The 21,504-nt window shown below is 41.5% G+C and carries 20 protein-coding genes; 5 read left to right on the top strand and 15 right to left on the bottom strand.

The features are described from left to right. Nucleotides 1–15: 15 nt before the first annotated feature. The 3 genes from OP489_RS01940 to OP489_RS01930 all read right to left on the bottom strand — a co-directional run bounded on the left by OP489_RS01940 (nucleotide 16) and on the right by OP489_RS01930 (nucleotide 3,253). Nucleotides 16–294 carry a lasso peptide biosynthesis PqqD family chaperone gene (locus OP489_RS01940; RefSeq protein WP_266162699.1) on the bottom strand — a complete coding sequence of 93 codons (279 nt, stop codon included), beginning with the start codon at nucleotides 292–294 and terminating at the stop codon, nucleotides 16–18. Continuing rightward, entirely contained in the window at nucleotides 281–1,186 is a 906-nt protein-coding gene (locus tag OP489_RS01935; protein WP_266162698.1) for a hypothetical protein, read from the bottom strand. Before OP489_RS01935 ends, OP489_RS01940 begins: the two co-directional genes overlap by 14 nt. Nucleotides 1,187–1,297: 111 nt before the next feature. Next, the gene (locus tag OP489_RS01930) at nucleotides 1,298–3,253 is read right to left on the bottom strand and encodes an asparagine synthase-related protein (RefSeq protein ID WP_266162697.1); all 1,956 of its coding nucleotides are present in this window, start codon (nucleotides 3,251–3,253) and stop codon (nucleotides 1,298–1,300) included. An 860-nt stretch (nucleotides 3,254–4,113) separates the two neighbouring features. Here OP489_RS01930 and OP489_RS01925 point away from each other — a divergent pair. Continuing rightward, complete coding sequence (locus tag OP489_RS01925; RefSeq protein ID WP_266162696.1) at nucleotides 4,114–4,686, top strand: helix-turn-helix domain-containing protein; 573 nt, start codon at nucleotides 4,114–4,116, stop codon at nucleotides 4,684–4,686. A 234-nt stretch (nucleotides 4,687–4,920) separates the two neighbouring features. On the opposite strand, the gene OP489_RS01920 is transcribed toward OP489_RS01925, so the two are convergent. After that, nucleotides 4,921–6,228 carry a serine dehydratase subunit alpha family protein gene (locus tag OP489_RS01920; protein WP_266162695.1) on the bottom strand — a complete coding sequence of 436 codons (1,308 nt, stop codon included), beginning with the start codon at nucleotides 6,226–6,228 and terminating at the stop codon, nucleotides 4,921–4,923. A 76-nt stretch (nucleotides 6,229–6,304) separates the two neighbouring features. Between OP489_RS01920 and OP489_RS01915 the strand changes: the two genes are divergently transcribed. Beyond that, the gene (locus tag OP489_RS01915) at nucleotides 6,305–7,297 is read left to right on the top strand and encodes a LysR family transcriptional regulator (protein ID WP_266162694.1); all 993 of its coding nucleotides are present in this window, start codon (nucleotides 6,305–6,307) and stop codon (nucleotides 7,295–7,297) included. Here OP489_RS01915 and OP489_RS01910 read toward each other — a convergent pair. The 9 genes from OP489_RS01910 to OP489_RS01870 form a co-directional block, all read right to left on the bottom strand. Further along, on the bottom strand, nucleotides 7,294–8,301 hold the full coding sequence (locus OP489_RS01910; protein ID WP_266162693.1) for a uroporphyrinogen decarboxylase family protein: 1,008 nt from the start codon (nucleotides 8,299–8,301) through the stop codon (nucleotides 7,294–7,296). The two genes, OP489_RS01915 and OP489_RS01910, sit on opposite strands and share 4 nt — an antisense overlap. A gap of 54 nt (nucleotides 8,302–8,355) precedes the next feature. Next, the gene (locus OP489_RS01905; protein WP_266162692.1) at nucleotides 8,356–9,570 is read right to left on the bottom strand and encodes a M24 family metallopeptidase; all 1,215 of its coding nucleotides are present in this window, start codon (nucleotides 9,568–9,570) and stop codon (nucleotides 8,356–8,358) included. A gap of 120 nt (nucleotides 9,571–9,690) precedes the next feature. Further along, on the bottom strand, nucleotides 9,691–11,238 hold the full coding sequence (locus OP489_RS01900; RefSeq protein WP_266162691.1) for an AbgT family transporter: 1,548 nt from the start codon (nucleotides 11,236–11,238) through the stop codon (nucleotides 9,691–9,693). A gap of 528 nt (nucleotides 11,239–11,766) precedes the next feature. After that, a complete protein-coding gene (locus OP489_RS01895) occupies nucleotides 11,767–11,961 on the bottom strand; it encodes a helix-turn-helix transcriptional regulator (protein WP_266162690.1) in 195 nt (64 codons plus the stop codon). 1 nt (nucleotide 11,962) lies between these two features. Further along, nucleotides 11,963–12,262 (bottom strand): hypothetical protein, encoded by a 300-nt coding sequence (locus OP489_RS01890; RefSeq protein WP_266162689.1) that lies wholly within the window; start codon nucleotides 12,260–12,262, stop codon nucleotides 11,963–11,965. A 140-nt stretch (nucleotides 12,263–12,402) separates the two neighbouring features. After that, nucleotides 12,403–13,638: an ABC transporter permease gene (locus OP489_RS01885; protein WP_266162688.1), complete on the bottom strand. Its 1,236-nt coding sequence runs from the start codon at nucleotides 13,636–13,638 to the stop codon at nucleotides 12,403–12,405. Nucleotides 13,639–13,694: 56 nt separating this feature from the next. Next, the gene (locus OP489_RS01880) at nucleotides 13,695–14,576 is read right to left on the bottom strand and encodes an ABC transporter ATP-binding protein (protein ID WP_266162687.1); all 882 of its coding nucleotides are present in this window, start codon (nucleotides 14,574–14,576) and stop codon (nucleotides 13,695–13,697) included. A gap of 19 nt (nucleotides 14,577–14,595) precedes the next feature. Then, nucleotides 14,596–15,384 carry a hypothetical protein gene (locus OP489_RS01875; protein WP_266162686.1) on the bottom strand — a complete coding sequence of 263 codons (789 nt, stop codon included), beginning with the start codon at nucleotides 15,382–15,384 and terminating at the stop codon, nucleotides 14,596–14,598. 2 nt (nucleotides 15,385–15,386) lie between these two features. Beyond that, nucleotides 15,387–15,896: an RNA polymerase sigma factor gene (locus tag OP489_RS01870; RefSeq protein WP_266162685.1), complete on the bottom strand. Its 510-nt coding sequence runs from the start codon at nucleotides 15,894–15,896 to the stop codon at nucleotides 15,387–15,389. A 320-nt stretch (nucleotides 15,897–16,216) separates the two neighbouring features. Here OP489_RS01870 and OP489_RS01865 point away from each other — a divergent pair, with 320 nt between their 5' ends. Next, nucleotides 16,217–16,903: a Crp/Fnr family transcriptional regulator gene (locus tag OP489_RS01865; RefSeq protein ID WP_266162684.1), complete on the top strand. Its 687-nt coding sequence runs from the start codon at nucleotides 16,217–16,219 to the stop codon at nucleotides 16,901–16,903. A gap of 145 nt (nucleotides 16,904–17,048) precedes the next feature. Here the strand turns inward: OP489_RS01865 and OP489_RS01860 are convergent, their stop codons facing one another. Together OP489_RS01860 and trxA are read right to left on the bottom strand one after the other, a co-directional pair. Beyond that, on the bottom strand, nucleotides 17,049–19,508 hold the full coding sequence (locus OP489_RS01860) for an FAD-dependent oxidoreductase (RefSeq protein WP_266162683.1): 2,460 nt from the start codon (nucleotides 19,506–19,508) through the stop codon (nucleotides 17,049–17,051). A gap of 50 nt (nucleotides 19,509–19,558) precedes the next feature. Further along, entirely contained in the window at nucleotides 19,559–19,933 is a 375-nt protein-coding gene (gene trxA / locus OP489_RS01855) for a thioredoxin (RefSeq protein WP_323135412.1), read from the bottom strand. Nucleotides 19,934–20,180: 247 nt separating this feature from the next. On the opposite strand from trxA, the gene OP489_RS01850 reads away from it, so the two are divergent. Then, a complete protein-coding gene (locus OP489_RS01850; RefSeq protein WP_266162681.1) occupies nucleotides 20,181–20,609 on the top strand; it encodes a DUF134 domain-containing protein in 429 nt (142 codons plus the stop codon). A 53-nt stretch (nucleotides 20,610–20,662) separates the two neighbouring features. Continuing rightward, nucleotides 20,663–21,496 (top strand): MBL fold metallo-hydrolase, encoded by an 834-nt coding sequence (locus OP489_RS01845; RefSeq protein ID WP_266162680.1) that lies wholly within the window; start codon nucleotides 20,663–20,665, stop codon nucleotides 21,494–21,496. Nucleotides 21,497–21,504 lie beyond the last annotated feature (8 nt).

The raw sequence follows: 21,504 nt of genomic DNA, 5'->3' as shown, positions 1-21,504 counted from the left end.
ATTGCCCCCTTTCTTTTAATTTACCTTTATAAGGATTTCATTATAAAGCTTTGTCAAAAAGGTAATGACATCCTTCTGACATTGTTCTTCCGAAACATCGAACTCATCCATCAGGATATGAACCAGTTGTTCCACACGGATCGGTTGTTCGATATTCTTCCAAATTGCCGTGGCAATCTCATCCATGCCGTAATATTTGCCATTCTCGACACTCATCATGACGACGTTTCCGTCTAAATCAGCGGTGATGATGTCTTCTCTTTTCTCAACGATTGTGTTTTTATCGATTACCATAAACGACATTCCCTTCTATAGCAGATACGAGCTCATCAAGCAAAAAGCCAGACCGTGGACGCATAACAGTAAATACTGAAACTTTATCGGCGACTGCCGCACATTGCTGAAAATGCAGTGATTTGACCCCTTGCATCTGCAGGAAATGATACCGATAGGTATTTTCAATAATTGCTTCTAATCTGTGAAGCCCTTTGATCTCTTTTATGTCAATATTCTGAATGTCAGCAGCATTCAGAATGTAAATTCCATTTAGAGGGACTATACGATCAAGGAAGTTTTTGCCCGCTCCCACCCGAAACTTTTCAATATCTCTTCTTACCGGTTCAAGTTCCCGTATATCTATGTCAAACCATTTGGCTGTATCTTTCCACAGCTTAACGCCTGGAAATGCCGGAATAACAGAAGGGGTCCCCGTTTTGTCAATTTTGACGGCACAGACATCATCCGTCAGAATTTGATACCCTTTTTCGCAAAAGGCGGCTGCCAGCGTGGATTTACCGATGCCGGAAGTGCCAGTAAAAAGGACCCCTCGACCACCAATTTGCACAGCCGACCCATGCAGCACAAGATAACCTCTCTGCTGTAGAAGCGCACAAAACGCCGATCCCAGCAGAAAAAGCCGGATTCCGGCTTCATCATAATCGCCCTTCGGCTCAATGATGATTTTGTTTCCATTGGTAATATAATAAAACGCGACATTGTTGACATGAAGTAAAAATTCCTGCCGGGATGCCTGATTTTCCACTGTTGAGGAATCTGATACCATCTCGGGAACCGTACCGAGCTGTATGGAAACATCGGGATGTCCTTCGGATATTTGCAATTCAGGCAACGGTATTTCAGATGAAAACAGCAATCCGTATGCTTTATAAAGGAAAAACTCTTTCATGCAATCTCCTAATAGATATTGAAATTATTTTACATTGTTTTTACACAATTTTCCATAGTAATTTAAACTATTTATAAGAAATAAGGCTCATCTTGTTTTTTAAGCCAAAAGTCATTTTTGTTCTTCAAAGCTCCGCAAAAACCTTGTGAATATCAACGCTCTTATAAGAAGCCTTACGCCGGTTTCTGTTCCGTCATTGTCATCGGGAGAAAGTTCTTTGTTTGCGGCTAAAAAGCGCTTAATTCTTGGTATGTCAAGATACTTTTTTTCAAGCTCATTATCTCCGATTGTCTCCATTTCCTCGTAAACCTCGGCCCATTCAGGGGCTATTCGCTGCATCCAGTCCGCCGCCTGTCTTCCGCGCACAGTCGTATTCAACCGCACCATATCCGGCATATAGCCCTCCATAACGTGGCGAATAAACCTACGTTCCTCTCCGTCGCGTACCCACTGGTTCTCAGGCAAATTGATACAGAATTCGATCACTCTTTTGTCCCTTGTCGGGTCCCTTTTTTCAACGCCGAACGCAAGCGAACTTTTTGTTTCAATAGCACCCAAATGCGAAAATCCGGAATTTCCCAACATCTTCATACGCTCACTCAACGAATCCCCGTGTTCGATGAACAAGGGATCATTTTTATACATTTTAAATCTTTTTTGAACCTTCATAGCTTTAGCAAATTCTGGATTAATCGGAGAAAGGAGCTCTGTAAAATTTTTTCCGTTTCTTTTAATATATCTGTACTTTTTTATTCCGCGCGGCATGAAATTAAACCCGATGGAGAGAATCAGTCGCAGCGGATTTGTTTTCTGTCGCTTTGAGTAAGCTTTAATCTCTTTAAAAAAAGTCTTCAGATATATGTTTTTTAATAAATATATCATATAAGGGCTGAAATTCCCCCAGGAAACAGTGGCGTTACCGGTCTGTCCGCTCATTAGTACTCCTATGCCCATGTCATTCGCTGTTTTATAGCACGTATTACCCCAATAAGAGTTTTCAAACGTCTTATACGGCTGTTCCAACGTACCGAGTGTTTTATTAATTTCGGTCAATGGGCTTTTCCCTTTCGATGTTATATAGTGTGGCTCGATATTGCCCATATAGGCACAAATCTCTTCCACATATTCCCGCTCATCGGCAAGTTTGTTTTCAGGGAGCCATTCCTTGTAGCCCTCCATAGGCACCTGAGTAAAGCTATACAGCTTTTGGTTTCGTTTTTTCAGTTCCGGCGCTGCGAGACAGGCAATTGAACCGGAATCCAGTCCGCCGCTCAGTAGAATACCGACTTTTTTCGTGCTTCTCAAACGGCACTTGACTGCCTCAGAGTAGACCTTTCTAAAAGCTTCCTCATATTCTTCGTCTGTGTCAAAATGTATCTCTTTTGCCTTTTTTATCTCCCAGTAGCGCCATTTTTTCAAACCGTTTTTATTGAGAAGCATAGCACAGGCGGGAGGCAGGTTGAAGATATCCTCGTAGATTGTGATTTCATCTCCAAGTTCATGACGTACACTGGTAATCGAGAGAAAATCGGCAATATAAGTTTCATTCAACCGCTTTTTTATGCCGTCGATCTCAAATAACGGCTCCATCAGCGTTGAAAAAGCAAATATCTCCGGTGAATCATAATAATAAAGCGACCTTTTCCCGACATGATCGCGTGCGCAGAATAGTTCATTATTTTGCTTATCCCAGATTGCGAAAGCAAAATCACCAATTAAGTACTCCGGACACTTTATTCCCCATTTTTTATAGGCTTTTAAAATTAGGAAGCTGTCCGGCAAGGCCTGTTCTTCGACTGGAACGGAAAATATCTCAAAAAGCTCATCGCGGTTATCTATGATCGCGTCCGCCGTTATAACAAGGGCCGCTTCTTTATCTTCATAAGGTAACCTCTCTTTGAAGGATTCGGGCGTTACATAGTTTTGGTGACAACCCAAAAAAACGGGGCCTTCCGTGAAGTTCCCCGTTCTATCATGGCGGTACTTGCCCAAATCTCTCAATACAGATTGAGCTTTCTCATGATTTAAAGCTTTGTTTTTTGTAAAAATGCCGCAAATTGCGCTCAAAATATCACCACTTTTTAAGGATATCAATCGATGAAAGAGAAATCATCACAATGATGGGCATTACGACGGAGAAGAATTATCAAACATATCCCAAGAGGGACCAGTGCTACCTTCCGTATCCTCGTTCACCGACAAAACAGTAATCTCCGGAGCTTTCCATTCTTTCTTTGTTTCTTTCATGTTCACATCACTCCCTTAAATAGATTTCAAAATGCCTGGTTGAAAGCATACCAAGCTGTTATGCGCTTGTTCAGAATAATTGATATCGCTGTCAACTGCCAATGTCATTGTCATCCGAACTACCTGACAATCCATTTTCAGTATTCCTATTCACCGACAAAACAGTAATCTCCGGAGCTTTCCACTCTTTCTTTGTTTCTTTCACGTTCACATCACTCCCCTAAATTTACATAAAATCCGTAAGCATTTGATCCCTTATTACAAAGATCATCTATGGTGTTATTATATGATGATTATTTGTTAATTTCCACATTTTTCGCTAAAAAATCTTTATAGAAATTTGCAATTTTTATAGAAAGATGACATATTAAGCCGTGCTATGTATCAATTATGATAAAGAATAATGAACACTCACTCAAAAAGACTCGAAGCTAGGTAGACTGCAAAGTCTCATGAGCTCTAATCCCACTGCTTCCGCCAGACTCTTTTCTTTTATGCACTTTACCAGTTCACTCTTAAAACTTGCATCTATACTTGGCATTCCGTTCAGCCTCCTCTTGATAGATCCTGTATTTTTGAGATGCTACGGAAAGTAGCATCAATGTAAAAGACCATTGCTTGTCTTTTAGGATATAAAAAGATATGCTCTTTATAACAGACAAATATGAGGAGGAGTCAAAATGACTGTAGGTGAAAAAATAAAAAAATTTAGAAAAAATGCCGGCTTATCTCAGGAACAGTTGGCAGAAAAATTATGTGTATCAAGGCAGGCAATCACAAAGTGGGAAACTGACAATGGTACACCTGACATCAACAATTTGCAGTGCATCGCTAAGCTCTTTGACATCAGCGTGGATTCATTATTGGAGTGTAATGAGGATGTTGTAATTACAACCATAAGAGAACAAATTGATCTAAACCAATATCAGAAAGCGAGCAAGTTCGGATCGAAGTACGATTCCGTAGTCAAGGACAAATGGCCTATGGCAAAAGCAATTTATCCTCTGATCAGAAAAAAGAAATTGAGTAAAGCAGAGGCAATGATTGATTTCATTGTTCAGCCCGGAGTCTTGCAGGCCGCAGATTCATTAAATGATATGAGTGCATATTATCTTGTTGAAACGGATACAAAGCAGCTATTGGTACAGGTAACCAAAACATATATTGAAGGTAAGCAACTGAATGTAAAATTCACCGGAAAGAAATGTGTGATTGAAAATAATGTTTTTATTAAGACTAGCAACATCCGTTAATTGTATATCTTTCGTATTCAAAGTATATATCTAAATTGAATACCATCCTTTGAAAAACATATTCAGAAGATTTTCTATTTTGATAAGCAAAATGATTCGGCTTATACAATGACACTAAAAGAGGGCCTTTCTAAAAATTTTTAGAAAGGTCCTCTTTTTAATCCATCCTTTTTTTACCGCTGCATCAATCACATGGATGATTATTAATAGGAAGAAATAGAAAGATAAATTACTTTAACTGCCAAGCATAATATTTAGGATTTCAACATCTGTGCTTTTCATTCCAACTCGAGCCATCCGCCCCACCGTGGCAATTGTCTTTTCCGCAGTACTCATGGAAAGGCCTTCTCCAGGCTGAAATACACACTGATGAATGCTCATATCAAGAGCCTGAAGTGCAGTTTCTACCGCAATGCTGATTTTTGCTGCGCAGGAAGACTTCGCTCCATCACAAACCATTCCACCAACTGTGCAGATGGAATTTGTGATGGTGTTCCCAATCATCTGATAAAACTTTTCCTCAGAAATTTTTCCTTTATACATTAGATATGCAATCCCGCATGCAGCGCCGCATGCAGCGCTGGTAGCTCCACAATAGGCCGAAAGGCTCCCAATATATTTTTTCTGATGAATGGAGATTAAATTTGCTGCTGCCAGAGCACGATAACGGAGCTCTTCACTAGCATCCAGCTCGTTCGCATAGACCACAACTGGCATCGTCAAAGTAATCCCTTGATTTCCACTGCCTGAATTAATGACCACTGGAAGAGCGCATCCGCTCATACGCGCATCACTGCCGGCAGCAGCATAAGCACGAGAAAGCAGTCTGGCTCGCTCAGCCCCCTTCGCCCGTTCCAAAAGTATTTTTCCGACCTCAGCACCCCATTCGCCTTTTAATCCTTCTTGCGCAATCGCCGTGTTAAACTCAATCTGAGGCTTTAAAATCGGTTCCAGATCAGAAATTTTAACTTCATCCGCAAACTCAATAATGTTATGCAAATTCAGAAGATCTCGGTTTCCGATTTCCTTCTTTGTTTCCATTTCCGATGAATCTTCTTTTTTTTCGAATAATACTTTATGATTTTTTTCAATACGGGTAATATTGGTATGGTGATCTTTAATTTCTACCACTGCATTTTCATCGCCGGCAGTCAATTCAATTATAATATAGAGATTTTCAACGCCTTCAATCAGTTCACAGGTGCAAAAATTCTCTTTCAACATTTTCCGGATCTGCTCTAAATCTTCAGGGGTAACCGTCTGAAGGACCGCAAGTTTGCGGGACGCATCCCCGCCAACAATCCCCATTGTAGCTGCGACGTCAATGCCACGCATGCCTCCGGATTTTGGCACTGTAACGCCTTTAACATTTTTAATAATATTTCCCGAACATTTTACACAGCAATGTTCCGGCATTTTCCCTAGAATTTCTCGTGCTTTCGCACCGGCATAAGCAACTGCAATGGGTTCTGTACAGCCCATAGCTGCAACCAATTCTTCTTTTAAAATAGCAAGGTGATTTTCATATAATTTTGTATTCATAATGTGCCCCTAAGTCTTGTAAGAATCAAATAATTTGTTTATACTCTATTTAAAGTTAACTATGGTGGGATGAAAAATGAGTTTAACGAACCTGAAGTATTTTATCGTGACAGCCGAAGAACTAAACTTTACGCGTGCATCCAAACGCCTGTACATTTCTCAGCAGGCGCTGAGCAATCATATTGCCAAACTAGAACGGCAATATCAAATTGCCTTGTTTGACCGTGGGAGTCCTATGACGCTTACAGACGCCGGCAGAATCTTATACAAATCCGCCAAAGAAGCACTCGAAACCATGGAACAGTGTGAGCGTCAACTGCAAGATATGAAGGATTTCACAATGGGAAAGCTGTGCATCGGAATTCCTGTCACGCGTGGAACTGCTATGCTGCCGAATCTGTGTTCCGCTTTTCATCAGATGTATCCAAAAGTACACCTGGAAATTTATGAAGGACGTACTTCACAAGAAGTAAAAGAAGCGATGCTTCAGGGCAAAATTGATTTAATGATCGGCTACACGTCATTTCATCCCAACCACATTGTCAGTGTGCCTCTTTTTACAGAAAAATACGTTTTGGTTGCGCCCAATCAGCTGCTTAAAAATTATTTTTCTTCCAATCAGATTTTTCAAATGCATCAGCATCCGCAGTCAATGCGGACCTTTGCCAACTGCCCTTTTGTCGCACAAGCACCCAATACCATGGGTGGTCAGATTTTTCGTGCAATCTGTGATGAAAGCAAACTAAATCCCTATATCGTCATGACTACTCAAAATCTGCTCACCGAACTTGCTCTGTGCATCGCAGGGATGGGCGTCTGTACGATTCCAAGTACCTTTGTACTGAATGAAAAGTATTTTTCAAGCTTTCACCAAGTTCAAAGCTCGAGTCTTTTTGGGCAGGAAAGCTGGTCTCGAGTCACAATCTTCCAAATGGAAAGCACCATTGGCTCCAAGCCCGTCGGAATCAACCGATTATGTACAAAAACACTCACTCAGGCAGGCCAAAAATTTATTGATTTGGCGAAAGCAATGTATTTTCAGCCAAATATTCAGCCCTCTGAAACTTAAAGAAATGACTCCACGAGATCTTTAGCATTTTTAACATAGGCAAGCATTTCGTCGTTTAATGGCCAACGAATGACACAGCCTGGTGTTAAAATCAAATGTTTTCCATCCGTCATCTTATAGCATTCGTAAATCTGATGGCGAACTTCGTTTCGATTGCAGCGGGTAATATCCGTCCTATCGATTCCTCCCATGAGGCATTTTCCGCTCAATGCAAGCGCTTCGTCAACCTCTGGGAGACTTTCCCATGCATGCCAGTTGAAAACCTGAACGGGGTAGTCTCTGAGAACATTGAACATAATATTCTCTCCATGGCAATGAATGGTGTTCATCCAACCATCTTTTGCTGCGTTCAGGACACGAACATCATACGGTTTTCCATATTCCAGATATTCTTGTTCGGTCATAACATTGTAGCTGCTCATCTGACTTGCAAAAAAGACTCCATCAGCGCCTAGACGAATTGCTTCGCGCGCGACGTTCTCGGTAGTTTCCGTAATCACTTCCAACGCCTTTTTTACCTGATTGCCGTGACCGGAACGAATGTGTTCCAACGCTTTTTTACCGCTTAATTTATCAGCTGTCGTAATGGGGCTAAACACCGTAAAGATTACAGGAACATCTTCGCCTTCGTCTTTTAACTTTTTCAGAAGCATTTTTAAGTAGCTCAATTCTCTTGCGAGACTGCCTTGATCAATTGGGCACACTTTCAATTTGCCCCAATCCTCCGGTTTACTAATGGGCGTTTTCACAACTTTGGCAACTCCGCCTTTTGCAATATCGGAATAGTCAATTGCACAGCCAAAATCTTCAATGGCATACATTCCATTGTTCATCGTTTTGATAAAATCAATATCATAGGTCTTGTAAAAGTCATAGGTCTTTTCCGTAATAGCAATTGGATCCAGATCAATTCCAGGCATATGGCTCCACAAAGAATAAGGTACACGGTCTGGTTTTTCCCCTTTAACTGCTGCTTCAATTCGTTCTCTTTTCGTCATACTCATAACTAAACGATTCCCCTTTCATTTGCCTGGCAAAATATCCAGGCTGCATCATATTTACGCCTTGATAACAATTTGATTTCTCGGCGAATTTGTTAAAAACTCAAACCCATTTTCGGTAATTAAAACCGTATCACTATTACGAGTCGCCCCTAATTCCGCGCTCATTAGTCCTGGTTCTACCGTCAAAACCATGCCGGGCTCCAAAGACGCCTTATTCCCCTTTGTGACGGACGGAAACTCATGGGAAGAAAGTCCCATTCCATGTCCACACCGTCCCGGCAAGATATTGCCAAAACCAGCGTCTTCATATTCTTTCATCGCGGAAAAGTATAAATCTTCAAAGATTGCACCCGGGTGAAGCTGTTTAAAGATCTGCTGGCGGGCCCGAAGCATCGCGTCATAGGCACGCTGATGCATCTCATCCAGGCCGCCGACAATCACGGTTCTCTCATTTTCCACATTGTAACCGGACACACGAGCCCAGCTCATCGGCATTGTCAGATCTCCGTGTTTTGGGACATAACCACTAGGACAGTCACATCCATAATTTAGCCTTTCATTTGACATACACCAAACGCATAACGTATCAATTTGGGCAGTTTCGGTATTGGAAAAGCCCGAAACTTCATATTGCTGATAGTCGCTATGCCAAAGCTGACGCATTGCGTATTGGCCTTCCGTGCACGCCTCTGCTTCACTTGCGCCGTTGTCGAGTGCTTTGATTGCCGTGGTAACGCCGAGGTCGACTAAACGCCCGGAAATCCGACACATTTTAATTTCATGCGAGTCTTTGATCAAGCGCTGATTAACAGCATCCTGAGCAATATCGACGAACTTTTTCACATGCAGCTTTGAGCTCAGGGAATTTAGCCAATTCATACTGGCATAATCGCCTTCAACTCCAACAGCTAATTCCCCGTCACCCAAAAGTTCTTTTAATGCATCAAATTCGTTCATTGCAACAGATTTTGTTGCACCCCATTTACCATAGCAAAATACATCCTCAACTGCGCCTTCATTGACCGCGTGATCATGCCTGATACAATGTACTAACAGAAATCCACGGTCAGGGGTAATCACAAAATACGGTGTGTTGCTAATAATAATTGGATTAAAATTGCTAAAGTAAAAAACATTTTCGGGGCGAGTCATAATGACTGCATCCAGGCCTTTTCTAGACATTGTAGTCTGCATCGTTTCAATTCGTTTTTTTATGTAGCCGCGCAGCTTCGCAGAAGCACGCTTCCCTTCAATAATGTCATTCTTCAAAGATCATGATCTCCTTCATAAAATTGCCCCAAATAAAATAGGGGGCTTTTATTATTCATTACAGTTAAACAATAAAATTCGTAATAATCGATCATATGGAATTTTGCACTCTTCGTCTATTTAATTCAAAAGGAGTGGAGCCCCTGGTCCAAAAGGAATCCCTAGGAAGAACCAAGCAAGCAGTTGTACCATCATAAAGGCAAAAAATGCAATCGAGTAGGGCAACATATTCGCAATCAATGTTCCAAAACCGCTTCTCTTGTCATAACGCTGAGCCAGAGCTACTAACATACCAAAATAAGCAAATGTAGGACAGATTGGATTCGTAATTGCATCGCCAATTCGATAAGCCATCTGAATTAAAGCCGGATGATAGCCTAACAGCATAAACATCGGGACAAAAACCGGTGCAAGAATTGCCCATTTCGTAGATGCACTGCCAATCAGCAGATTGATAATCATACACATGATAACGAAAAGGACTAATACCAACCAGATTGGCAGGCCAGAAGATTTCAAAAGTACAGAACCATTGATGGCAAAAATGATACCAAGGTTAGACCAGCTAAAATAACTAAGAAACTGTGCAATGAAAAACATCAATGCAATGTATCCGCCCATACCAGCCATCGTTTTTCCAAGTGCTTCTGCTATGCCGGCAATTCCATGAAATTTACCGCATTTTAATCCATATACCGCTCCAGGAATTCCAAACATAAAAGCAATCAGCACCGTCAACCCTTTCATAAAGGGAGCAGAAGATGCAATTGCAGATCCTGTTTTGGGATCATTCAAAATACCAGAAACGAGTAATGCAACAACAACTGCTACAAAGATCACCAAAGAAATTCCTGCACTTTTCAATGCTTTTAATTCTTGCTCTGAAGTTGCAGAATCAGAACTGTCATTATCAGAATCAGCATATGCAGGGTTATATTTTCCAAGATGAGGTTCTACAAACTTGATTGTAATAAGTACCGATACAATGGTCAGAACCGGAACCGAAAACGCTGAAAAATACCAGTTAATTGCGGGGGACAGCGTATACTGTGGATTTACAAGCTGCGCAGCAGTCTCTGTAAAACTTACATTTACCACATCCATAGAAGTTATCATCAAATTGGATGCAAATGCGCCGGAAACGCTTGCATATGCTGCAAACATACCTGCCATCGGATTTCTACGCATGCTTGCCCAAATAATTGCACCTAAAGGCGGCATGACCACAAATCCTGCACCACCGGTACAATCAGCCATTACACAAAGGAAGCAGAAAATTGCTATAATTTTGGTATCAGATGCATTTGAGCGTTCTACAAGACCTTTTAAAGCTACATTAAACAAACCTGAATGGTCACATAGTCCAACGCCCATCATACAAACCAACACTAACCCCAAGGCAGGCAAAGTTGTAAAATTATTAACCGCTTGTGTCAGCATTTTAATGAAACCGTCAACGGACAACAAGTTAAAAGCGACAACCTCTTTGCCAGTAGCAGGGTTAATTGCAGAAAGACCTGCTTTTGCACATATAAAAGATAAAAGAATCACTGCGATGGATAAATAAATAAATAGTGAGACCGGATGTGGAATCTTATTGCCAACAATTTCGACATGCTGCAGAAATTTTTCGAAGCCTTTCGATCGTTTTTGAACATTTTCTTCCATAATCACAACTCCCCGTTTTTTGATTGTGGGCCTTATCATAAAAGTCCCCATTTCCAAAACAAAAATTCAGCGACTCGAGTCTGTCCGTCATTCGTTTTGATGGTGTAGCTTAAGAATAGAAAAAAGTCTTAATAAAGTCCAACAGCTTTTTTGCTCTTATGTACAATTATTTAGTTGTTAATAAAATCTAATTCTACAAATACAAGGCTTAATTTTTTAATATTGCAATAAAACTTAATAAAAATTAATTCACTATTGACTAAAATAGTAAACAATTTTTGCTGGTTTTTATCAAGAGCTTTTTTAAGCATCAATGCTAATTGGATAAAAGCTGCTATCTGTTGGTTGCGCAAGGTAACATAGAAAACAGTAAAATAAACAGATTCAAAAAATCGTCCAGCCCTGTGAAAGCTTGGAGGATTTCTGTATTAAAAGTTCTTTTTAGTCTTTGGGATAAAAAAAGAGCAGCCCAAAGGCTGCTCTTTCTTTAAAATTCCGTTGTTTAAACTCGCAGTTGATCAATAGGAATTAATCCGGCAAGCGAAAAATACTTTCTACGGATGCATTTAACAAACGAGCTACTTTCATCGCAAGTTCCAATGTTGGATTATACTTGTTGTTTTCAATGGCATTGATTGTTTGCCGGGTAACTCCAAGTTTTTCTGCAAGGTCTTCTTGCCGCATACCGAGTGCTTTTCGCCGTTCTCTGATATTATTTTCCATTTTATTTACCCGGAAACAGCAGAAGAAGTACTCCAAATGCGATTAAAAACACTACTAGCAAAATTGGAAATGCAATAAAAGTCTTTTTTCCTTCTTCATCTCCAACTTTAATTTTTGAAATATTAGTGGAAAAGAAATAAACCAAGTTCTGAAAAATCAGCAAATAAATAGGCATCGTAACCTTGCCCTGATAGATAAAATCCCGAATCCCCCACACGAATAGCGCAAGTACGGTAAACAGATATGCCCAGCGAATTGCCCGCAGAGAAATCGCCAACTCCATCTCATCCATTTTTCTCATTGTTTGGCCTCCAAAATGTCAAATTGTTTTTACATTTCGAAGTATAACACCACTACATAAAAATGTCAAATACTTTTTACATTTTGTGCTTTTATTTTTGCTTTCGTCAGACCGATCCCCTGAGTTCAAACTTTAAGCATTCAAAATACCTGATGTTTGCAATAGGCCCGAACAGCGAGAATAAAGAACAAGGGGATTTCGATTGCTGCGGCACCCATAATCAGATATGGAGACCAAACACTGAATGGTCCTATTTGTAAAAACAGCATATTCCCCAATTGATAAAAAAGATTATTGTTGATGCCAAGGCCGCTGGACGGCAAAATGCAGCCTATAAATCCAGCAAAGTTCCCCGCTCCCTGTATCACCTGGTGTAAAATATCCGGTAACAAACAAAACGCGATAGCAATAATCAGCGTAGTTGTCGAACTATGGCATTTGGTCGACAGGAACATTGAAAAACAGGCAGTAGCCAAAATCGTTAAAAAGCCTGCCACAACCAAAAGTGCCTGCTCCTGACCAACTGTAATCGGCAGGAACAAAAAGAGATTGTGAATTTGTGCAGAACTAACAAGCCTTTCCCAACCGAACGTTTTATCCACCACCAAAATAAAAATTGCAATGCTGACGGTAAATAGAATAAGATCAATCAACAGGGCAGCCAAAAGTTTGCTGACTGCCAATTTTGTTCTTCCATTTCGAGTACTTCGAAGAATGTCATCCGACCCAGTTTGGTATTCCCCCGAAAAAACAGGCGCATTGATCATGATGCAGATCAGCAATAAAATAAAAATTAAAAAGTCGAGAATAAAAAAGCTGTTATTTGGAAGTCCATAAAAATAAGTAAGCGGCGTTTTTACCTGACTGTTTGATCGCATCACTTGATTTTTCACATCGGAATTATGAGGATATTTCGCTTCTATTGTTTCTTCTAACTTTTGATTTCGCTGAGCATAAAAATTCTGTACATCATCAGGCTGAACTTTTTCCAAAGCGGTGAAAATATCTTGATTATCCGAATACGCAGAAGCAATCAGATTGAGCCGTTGAAACCTTGGAGAAAGTTCTTTGTTATAAAGATCGAATGGAATATTTCCTCCATATTGATCAAACAGACTATGAAACACTTCCAAATCCGATTGAAGTTTGCTCACCGTTACTTCTCCTTCATATGGCGCTATCCGCTCTTGATTGACAGCAATAGCAGATATGCCGGTGATTCTTTCTGTATTTCCGTCTTTATCGACGGTCTCATATTCCTCGCTGGCAAATACAGAAAACGCAAGAACAATCGACATGGCAACGGCAACGACTGCTGAAATCCACGTTGCACGTGTTTTGCTCATACGTTTAAGTTCCATCATAAATATGCGCATGATCATAATCTCTCCTTTATTTTTTCTTTTAAGGGTTTTGCTTTCATTCGTCGATTTCAATTTTTTTCATGACAGACTTCTTCTGAAAAATAGAAAAGATATAAATCTTCCAATGTAGGCTCTGTTTGCACCGCATTTTCGGTTGGCTTATGTTCAGAAACAATCCGGAGCATGTCCACATTGCCTTCGTGCTTCAGGTTGGAAATCGTATATTCACTGTTGAGCATTTCTGCCTGCATCGGGTCAACCTGACACTCCCAAACATATCCGTTGATAGAGGCGGTAATTTCACTCGGTTTGCCTTGATGAATGAGTTTTCCGTCTTTCATCATCAGAATGGTATCCGCGATATACTCTACATCCGATACAATATGGGTCGACAGGATTACAATTTTATCTTTGGAAATATCAGAAATTAAATTACGAAAACGGACACGCTCTTTGGGATCGAGTCCAGCCGTCGGTTCATCAAGCACCAGTATTTTAGGATCGTTTAAAAGTGCTTGTGCAATGCCGAGGCGCCGCTTCATCCCGCCGGAAAACGTTTTTATTTTCTTTTTAGCTACCGTTTGAAGCGATACGAGTTCCAAAAGTTCATTTGCTCTCACTTTTGCGGCGCCTGCACTCAGTCCCTTTAAGGCTGCAATATATAGCAAATAGTCCAATGCGGTAAAAACAGGATAATACCCGAAATGCTGCGGAAGATACCCCAATAGATCGCGGTAATTTTCGCCCATACGAAGTGCATCTTTCCCGTCAAACAAGACTTTCCCGGAAGTCGGATTCAAAATACCGCAGACCATGCGCATCAATGTGGTTTTACCGGCACCGTTCGCGCCAAGAAGCCCATAGATTCCAGGTGTCAGCGTAACACAAAGCGCATCTACCGCTGTTTTATCTTTGTACTTTTTCGTTAGATTTCTAAATGTTAGTTCCATTTTTGCTTCCTCCATAAATTTATTGCCAAGTTACCGAAATCGCTTCTTCTTTTGCGTAAAAGCGATTAAAACTTTGAAATGTCTGCACAACCTCTACAGCAAGATAAACGAGTGTTAGGATAAACATAATCACCCAAGTTCCCGTTGCTGCCGCTTCATAATACCGCTTGATAAAAGACAGACTGACAAAAACAGCGACGCATAAAGCACAGATTGCTCCGCAGTAATACCCGCTCTGTCTGCTTTTTACATGGCTCAGCACGGTAAGACACCCACAGCAAGTCAGATTAAACGGTACAAACAGATATAAGATCATTCTCAGAAGAAGTTCGCCGCTATGTGCAGTGGACACTGCCAGAATCACTGTAAGGCAAAACAAATCCGTCAGGCCAAGGATCAGCATTCTGGCCCCCATCAGTTTCCGCATAGAAAATCGGGTGCAGGATTCGATTTCTTCCATCCCATGAGAATAGCTTTTCAAAAGCTCTGGAAAACCAACAAGGGCAATCATGGGCGAAACGGCCGAAAAGAGCAGCAGAACGTGCTGTAAATCGGGTTGCTCAAAATCACATTTTGTAAGGAGGATCAAAAATCCAAACACAAGTGCAGCCTGGGTAAACCATACCCAATGCCCAATAAAATGCATCTGCATTCGTATAAACTCTCCAAAACCAATCCGTTTGGATAATATGCGATTACAATATGCCTGTCGTGCAAGGCGAACCGTCTGCTGCATTTTTTCCGGGTCATACGAGGGAACCGAATCCTGCTGCAGATAATTACGGATTTCTTGATCGTTTCGATTCATAATTAATCTCCCCTCATAAGTTTTTTGATGGTTTTTATGCCATGACTGAGTCTGTATTTCGTGACAGATAATCCGGAACCTGTAATCCGTGCAATATCTTTGATTTTTAAATCCTGATAAAACCGAAGTAAAATGACATCTCTCTGCTCATCCGGCAATTCGGACAATACCTTTCGGATAGAATCCGCTGCTTCAAATTGATCTACATCATTATGGGACTCTTCTTTCCCCCATTCTTCCAATCGGATCGGAACACTTTTCCGCATCATACTCACATAAAGATTGTGAGCAATCGTATATAAGTAATTTTTCACTTTTCCTCTTTGCGCATAACTGTCAAAATTCCGGCAGAAATGCAGAAAGGTTTCCTGTGTTAGATCTTGGGCATCATCTTTGTTTCCCACCTTACGGTAACAGTATGTATAAACCGCCCCATAGTATTTTTGAACCAGCTGATCCATCGCATCGACATCGCCTGTCTTTATGCGCTGAATCAGATTTTCGTCCTCCACTGCAGCACTTCCTTTTTATCCGTCCATTGATATATAACGCTTCACTAATTAAAAAAGTTAGGGGTTGTCCTAATTTTTTTGTTAATCAACTTTTGAGATAATTTTTTCGCCCTTCAGCTAACACTTATATTAGCAGGTGAGTGCTTTACAGGCAAGGTAGTCCCGACACTGCAAAAAAATCACAGTACATTTCGTAATATTTACGAATAGAACTCTTGACAGTCTAGATTCTTCTGCATATGATAATTTATATTGCGACAAATTATCCAAAGATTATTGATTGAAATATGCCATCTTTTTCTATAGAAATGGAGACAAACATGACATCAGAAAACTACAGTGACCTATTCTCTAAACACTTTTCTTTTTGGGAACATCTTTCAGGTGCCGAAAAAAAATTCTTTTTAGAAAACACGGTTTCTATGCATTATCAGAAAGGGACCTGTGTTCATAACGGAAATGCAGACTGTATTGGAATTCTCCTGGTCAAAAAAGGGCAGCTGCGCACTTATTTATTATCCGAAGAAGGACGTGACGTCACGATTTTCCGCCTGTTTCCCGGAAATGTCTGTGTTCTCTCCGCTTCCTGTATGCTGGATACGATTACTTTTGATGTATTCATTGATGCCGAGGAAGATACCGACGTGCTGCTTGTGAACTCGTCTGCATTTCACGAGATGGCAGAAAAGAATATCTATGTAAAATGCTTTACCTACCAAACTGCAACGGAACGTTTTTCAGATGTGATGTGGGCGATGGAACAGATCCTGTTTATGGGAATTGACAAACGGCTAGCCATCTTTTTATGGGATGAATGCAACAAGAACCATACAGATAAAATTCCTTTGACTCATGAACAAATTGCCAAATATATGGGAACTGCACGCGAAGTAGTCTCCCGCATGCTGAAGTATTTTGCGGGCGAAGGTATTGTAGAACTCTATAGAGGCGGCGTAAAAGTCATAGATAAAGAAAAACTAAGAAGCATCATTCCGACAGAAAAATAAAGTGGCATGCTTTTTCGCATCAACGCGTCAATATTTTATTACAAACAAAAAAATCCACAGTCTGCTCGTGAAAGCAACTGCGGATTTTTTATTTTCTAAATGTGGATTCGTTTTTTATTTAAAGTACAAACGAATGATCAAAAAATCAAATAAACAGATTTACATTGGACTCTTCGGCATCTCCCAGATAAGTCCCGACACCGCCGATTTCTACCCCGTCGATCAGTTCTTCTTTTCTGATCCCCATAATTTCCATACTCATTGAACAGGCAACGATCTTTACACCGGCCTTCATAGCTTTCTCGATAAGAGCTTCCAAAGAATCAACGTTTTTGTCGTTCATGATTCTTTTCATCATTGCGGTCCCAAGTCCGCCCATATTCATCTTCGAAAGCTTCAGTCTTTTGCTCCCACGCGGCAGCATGGTACCAAACAATGATTCCATCATCGTCTTACTGACAGATTGCTTCTTTTCTTTCCGAAGCGCTGTCAGGCCCCAGAAAGTAAAGAACATCGTAACCGGCCGTCCCATAGCAGCGGCACCGTTGGCAATAATAAAACTGGCTAAAACCTTATCCAAATCTCCAGAAAATACAATCAGCGTCTTCCCCTCTGGAGCTTCTTTTGCAGAAGTCATCCCAGCAGGTTTACCGCTCTTTTTCATCACGCGGGCAACATACTCTGAACCGCGCTGCTCCTTTGAAAGAAGCTCATTGCCGGTTCTGCGGCACCATGCATTGATATCACGAACAAATCCCGGATCGGAGGCGGATACTTCCATCACTTCTCCATCCCGCATTTTTTGCATGGATTCATATACCTTCATAATAGGACCGGGGCATTGCATTCCACTGCAGTCAATGCGCAGCGAAATATCCGTCTGAGAAGGTGATTTCTCTTCCATATGCTCGGACAAATTAGGCCGACAACAAATCGCCGGAGAATTTTCCTGCGGATGTGTGGACTGATAAAATCGCATTCCACCAGGATACACTTTTACATTGCCGAATCCATGCTGCATCAAAATACGAGCTGCATTATAAGAGCGTACTCCAATGGCACAGAAAGTAATGATTTCCCGGCTGTGATCAAGCTCATTAAGGCGGTCACGCAGCTGTCCGAGCGGGATATGCACTGCCTGCGGTAAAGAAAACGCAAGAAGCTCTGCATCCTCCCGCACATCAAGCAGCAAAGCGTCAGGATTCGTTTTTTCAATATTCCATGGGGTAAAAGATACTACTCCGGACAAAACATTTTCTGCAACAAAACCAGCCATATTTACCGGATCTTTTGCAGAGGAATACGGAGGCGCATAGGCAAGTTCAAGCTGCTTAAGGTCCCCCACGCCGGCACCCATCCGAATCGCAACAGCAATCGTATCAATTCGCTTATCGACACCATCCCGCCCTACAATCTGAGCACCAAGGATGTGTGCCCCATCCATGCTGAAAATGAGCTTCAATGTCATCGGCACTGCTCCAGGATAGTATCCGGCATGAGAGTTCTGTGTAATAAGAATACTTTCGTAGTCTTTCCCTTTTACTTTTCCCTGTTTTGTAAGCGCTTTCTCATTTGCACCGGTGCATGCAGCCGTAAGATCAAATACTTTCGCTACCGACGTCCCCATTGTACCGTTATATTCCTCACGCCCACCGGCAATATTGTTGGCTGCAATCCGTCCTTGTTTGTTTGCAGGGCCTGCCAATGGAATCATGGTGCGGTTTTTCGAAATAAAATCCTCTACTTCTATTACATCACCGACCGCAAAAATGTCAGGATCAGAAGTGTGAAGCATTTTATCCACAACAATTCCGCCGCGTGCATTGACAGCAAGTCCTGCTTCTTTTGCCAGTTCTCCGTTCGGGCGTACGCCAATCGAAAGAAGTACCATATCAGCTGTAACCGATTTTCCACTGTTTAAGGATATCTTTACTGCATCCTTTTCTTCGTGAAATGCGCTGACACCGTCCCCAAGATACAAATTAACACAATTTTCCCGCAGATTTTCGTGCAGAAGCTGTGCCATTTCATAATCGAGCGGAGCCATGACCTGATCGGCCGCTTCGATCACGGATACTTCAAGCCCTGCATGGCTGAGATTTTCCGCCATTTCCAAGCCGATGAATCCGCCGCCGATTACTGCGGCTGAGTGCGCCCCCTGCTCATGGATCATCTTCCGAATGCGGTCTGTATCCGGAACCGTCCATAAGGTTTGAATCCTCGGAGAATCAATCCCGGGAATTCGAGGACGAACCGGAGACGAACCGGTAGAGATCACGAGCGTATCATAAGACTCTTCGTAGGTCTTTCCATCTTCCAGTCGCTTAACTTGGACGACTTTCTTTTCCCTGTCAATTTTGATTACTTCATTTTTTACGCGAACATCAACGCGGAACTTCTCTTTCATTGCTTGCGGGGTCTGTAAAAGCAGTGCATTTCTGGATTTGATTACATCACCAACATAGTACGGCAACCCGCAGTTCGCATAGGAGATGTATTCGCCACGCTCCAAAACAACAATTTCGGCGCTTTCATCCAACCGGCGAAGCCTAGCTGCGCAGCTTGCTCCTCCTGCTACACCGCCAATTATAACGACCTTTTTCATAGTTGCCTCCTAACGTATCAAACGAATCAAAAGAATTTCAGATTTCTGCATCATGCCTCAATCATTTTTAAAATGGCACCCTTTAGACGAACACCAACTGATTGCTGTGTGATTTTTCCGTTTTTAAAAACAATCAGAGTTGGAATACTCATGACACCAAACTGACGGGCCAATTCCGGCTGCTCGTCCACATTTACTTTTCCAACCGTGATAGAAGAATTTTCATCAGCTATTTTATCCACAATCGGAGAAAGCATTCTGCATGGACCGCACCAACTGGCCCAAAAATCCAAGAGCACCGGTTTTTCGGAATTAAGTACTTGGGCAGCAAAATTGTTTTTTGTAATTGTAGTTACAGACATAGGAATTCTCCTTTCATATGTTTCTGAATTTTTATTCTGTCTTACTCTATAAACTTTATACAACTTTTAAAAATTCATTTCAGTGACTTACTCACAAAACAACAAAATATTTGGGATCGGTTTTTTGATTACTTTTTTGCCGCAGTTATTGACATATGTCTAAAATGAATTATAATAAAGATTATAAGCGGCATATGTTGGAAACTATAAAAGGCAGACAATACGAAGCTTGCCATGATCAATCTGCAATTAAGTAAGCAAAAATCATGCAAAGATTTTTTATTGTTTTGTTGCGAAACGAGGTGAAATAATGCCAAGGCCAAGAAAATGGAGACGGGTTTGCGGCCTCCCTGAAAACAGCCGGTTTGGCCCACTGGATCTGTGTGCGCAAAAAGACGACATTGTCACGATGACGGTAGACGAGTATGAAACCATCCGACTGATCGATTTAGATAACTTTACCCAAGAGCAATGCGCGGCGCAGATGAAGATTTCGCGCACTACAGTGCAGGGAATCTATGACAGCGCACGGAATAAACTGGCGCAGTCACTGGTAAACGGAAAAATTCTTTTGATTCAAGGCGGTGAATACCGTCTCTGCAACGGCCAGGAACATGGCTGCAGAAGAGCCGGATGTCCAAGATGCAGATGCGGAAAATGCTTTGAAGATATGGATACAAATGAAAGCCATTCGCCTGAAAGTAGCGAAACAAAATCTTCCGACAATCCCGACATTTAAGATGTGAATTTTTTGCAGATTAACTTCGGCCTTGATCGAAATGGAGGAAAATTGTGATCATTATTAAAGTTCTGACTGAAAACACTGCGGCATCCAAAGACTTTGGATGTGAGCACGGACTGAGCCTGTATGTCGAAACCCCAAAACACCACCTACTGTTTGACACCGGAGCCAGCGGCCTGTTCGCAGAAAACGCTGCAAAACTAAAGGTCGGCATTTCAGGGGTTGACGTTGCCATTCTATCCCATGGGCATTATGACCACGGCGGTGGACTGAAAACTTTTTTACAGCAAAACAGCCAGGCAAAAGTATATGCAAACGAACGAGCCTTTGAGCCGTATTATGCTCATCGACCCGATGGAACCAATGCATATATTGGCCTAGATGCTACACTTTTGCCTAATGAACGTTTTGTATTCTGCGGAGCAACCCGTAAAATTGATGAGGAATTGGAGCTGTTCTCAAAAGTCCAAGAAAAAGCACCCATCCCCTCTGGAAATGCGGATTTGTATCAAAAAGTTGGGGATACTTTTTTACCGGACGATTTTGCCCATGAGCAAAATTTGGTCATCCGGCAAAATGGAAAAGCTTTGCTGATTGCGGGATGTGCCCATCGCGGAATTCTCAACATTGTCCGACAATTTAGAGAGGACAATGGTCGTTTTCCCGATGTCGTGATCGGCGGATTTCATCTTTTTAGCCGTGGATCTGGAAAAAATGAAGCGCCCCAAGCTGTGGACACTCTTGCACGGGAGCTTAAAAAAACCGGCACGCAGTATTACACCTGCCACTGTACAGGGGAAGAAGCTTACCACCGACTGAAGACAATCATGGAAGATCAGATCGGTTATTTGTCAGCCGGAAGCCATTTGGTCATCAATTTTTAAAGAGTCAA

This window comes from Caproicibacterium sp. BJN0003 (genome assembly GCF_026314295.1).
GTDB lineage: Bacteria > Bacillota > Clostridia > Oscillospirales > Acutalibacteraceae > Caproicibacterium.
Note: the sequence above shows the minus strand (reverse complement) of the source record. Positions and strands in the feature narration are given on the sequence as shown.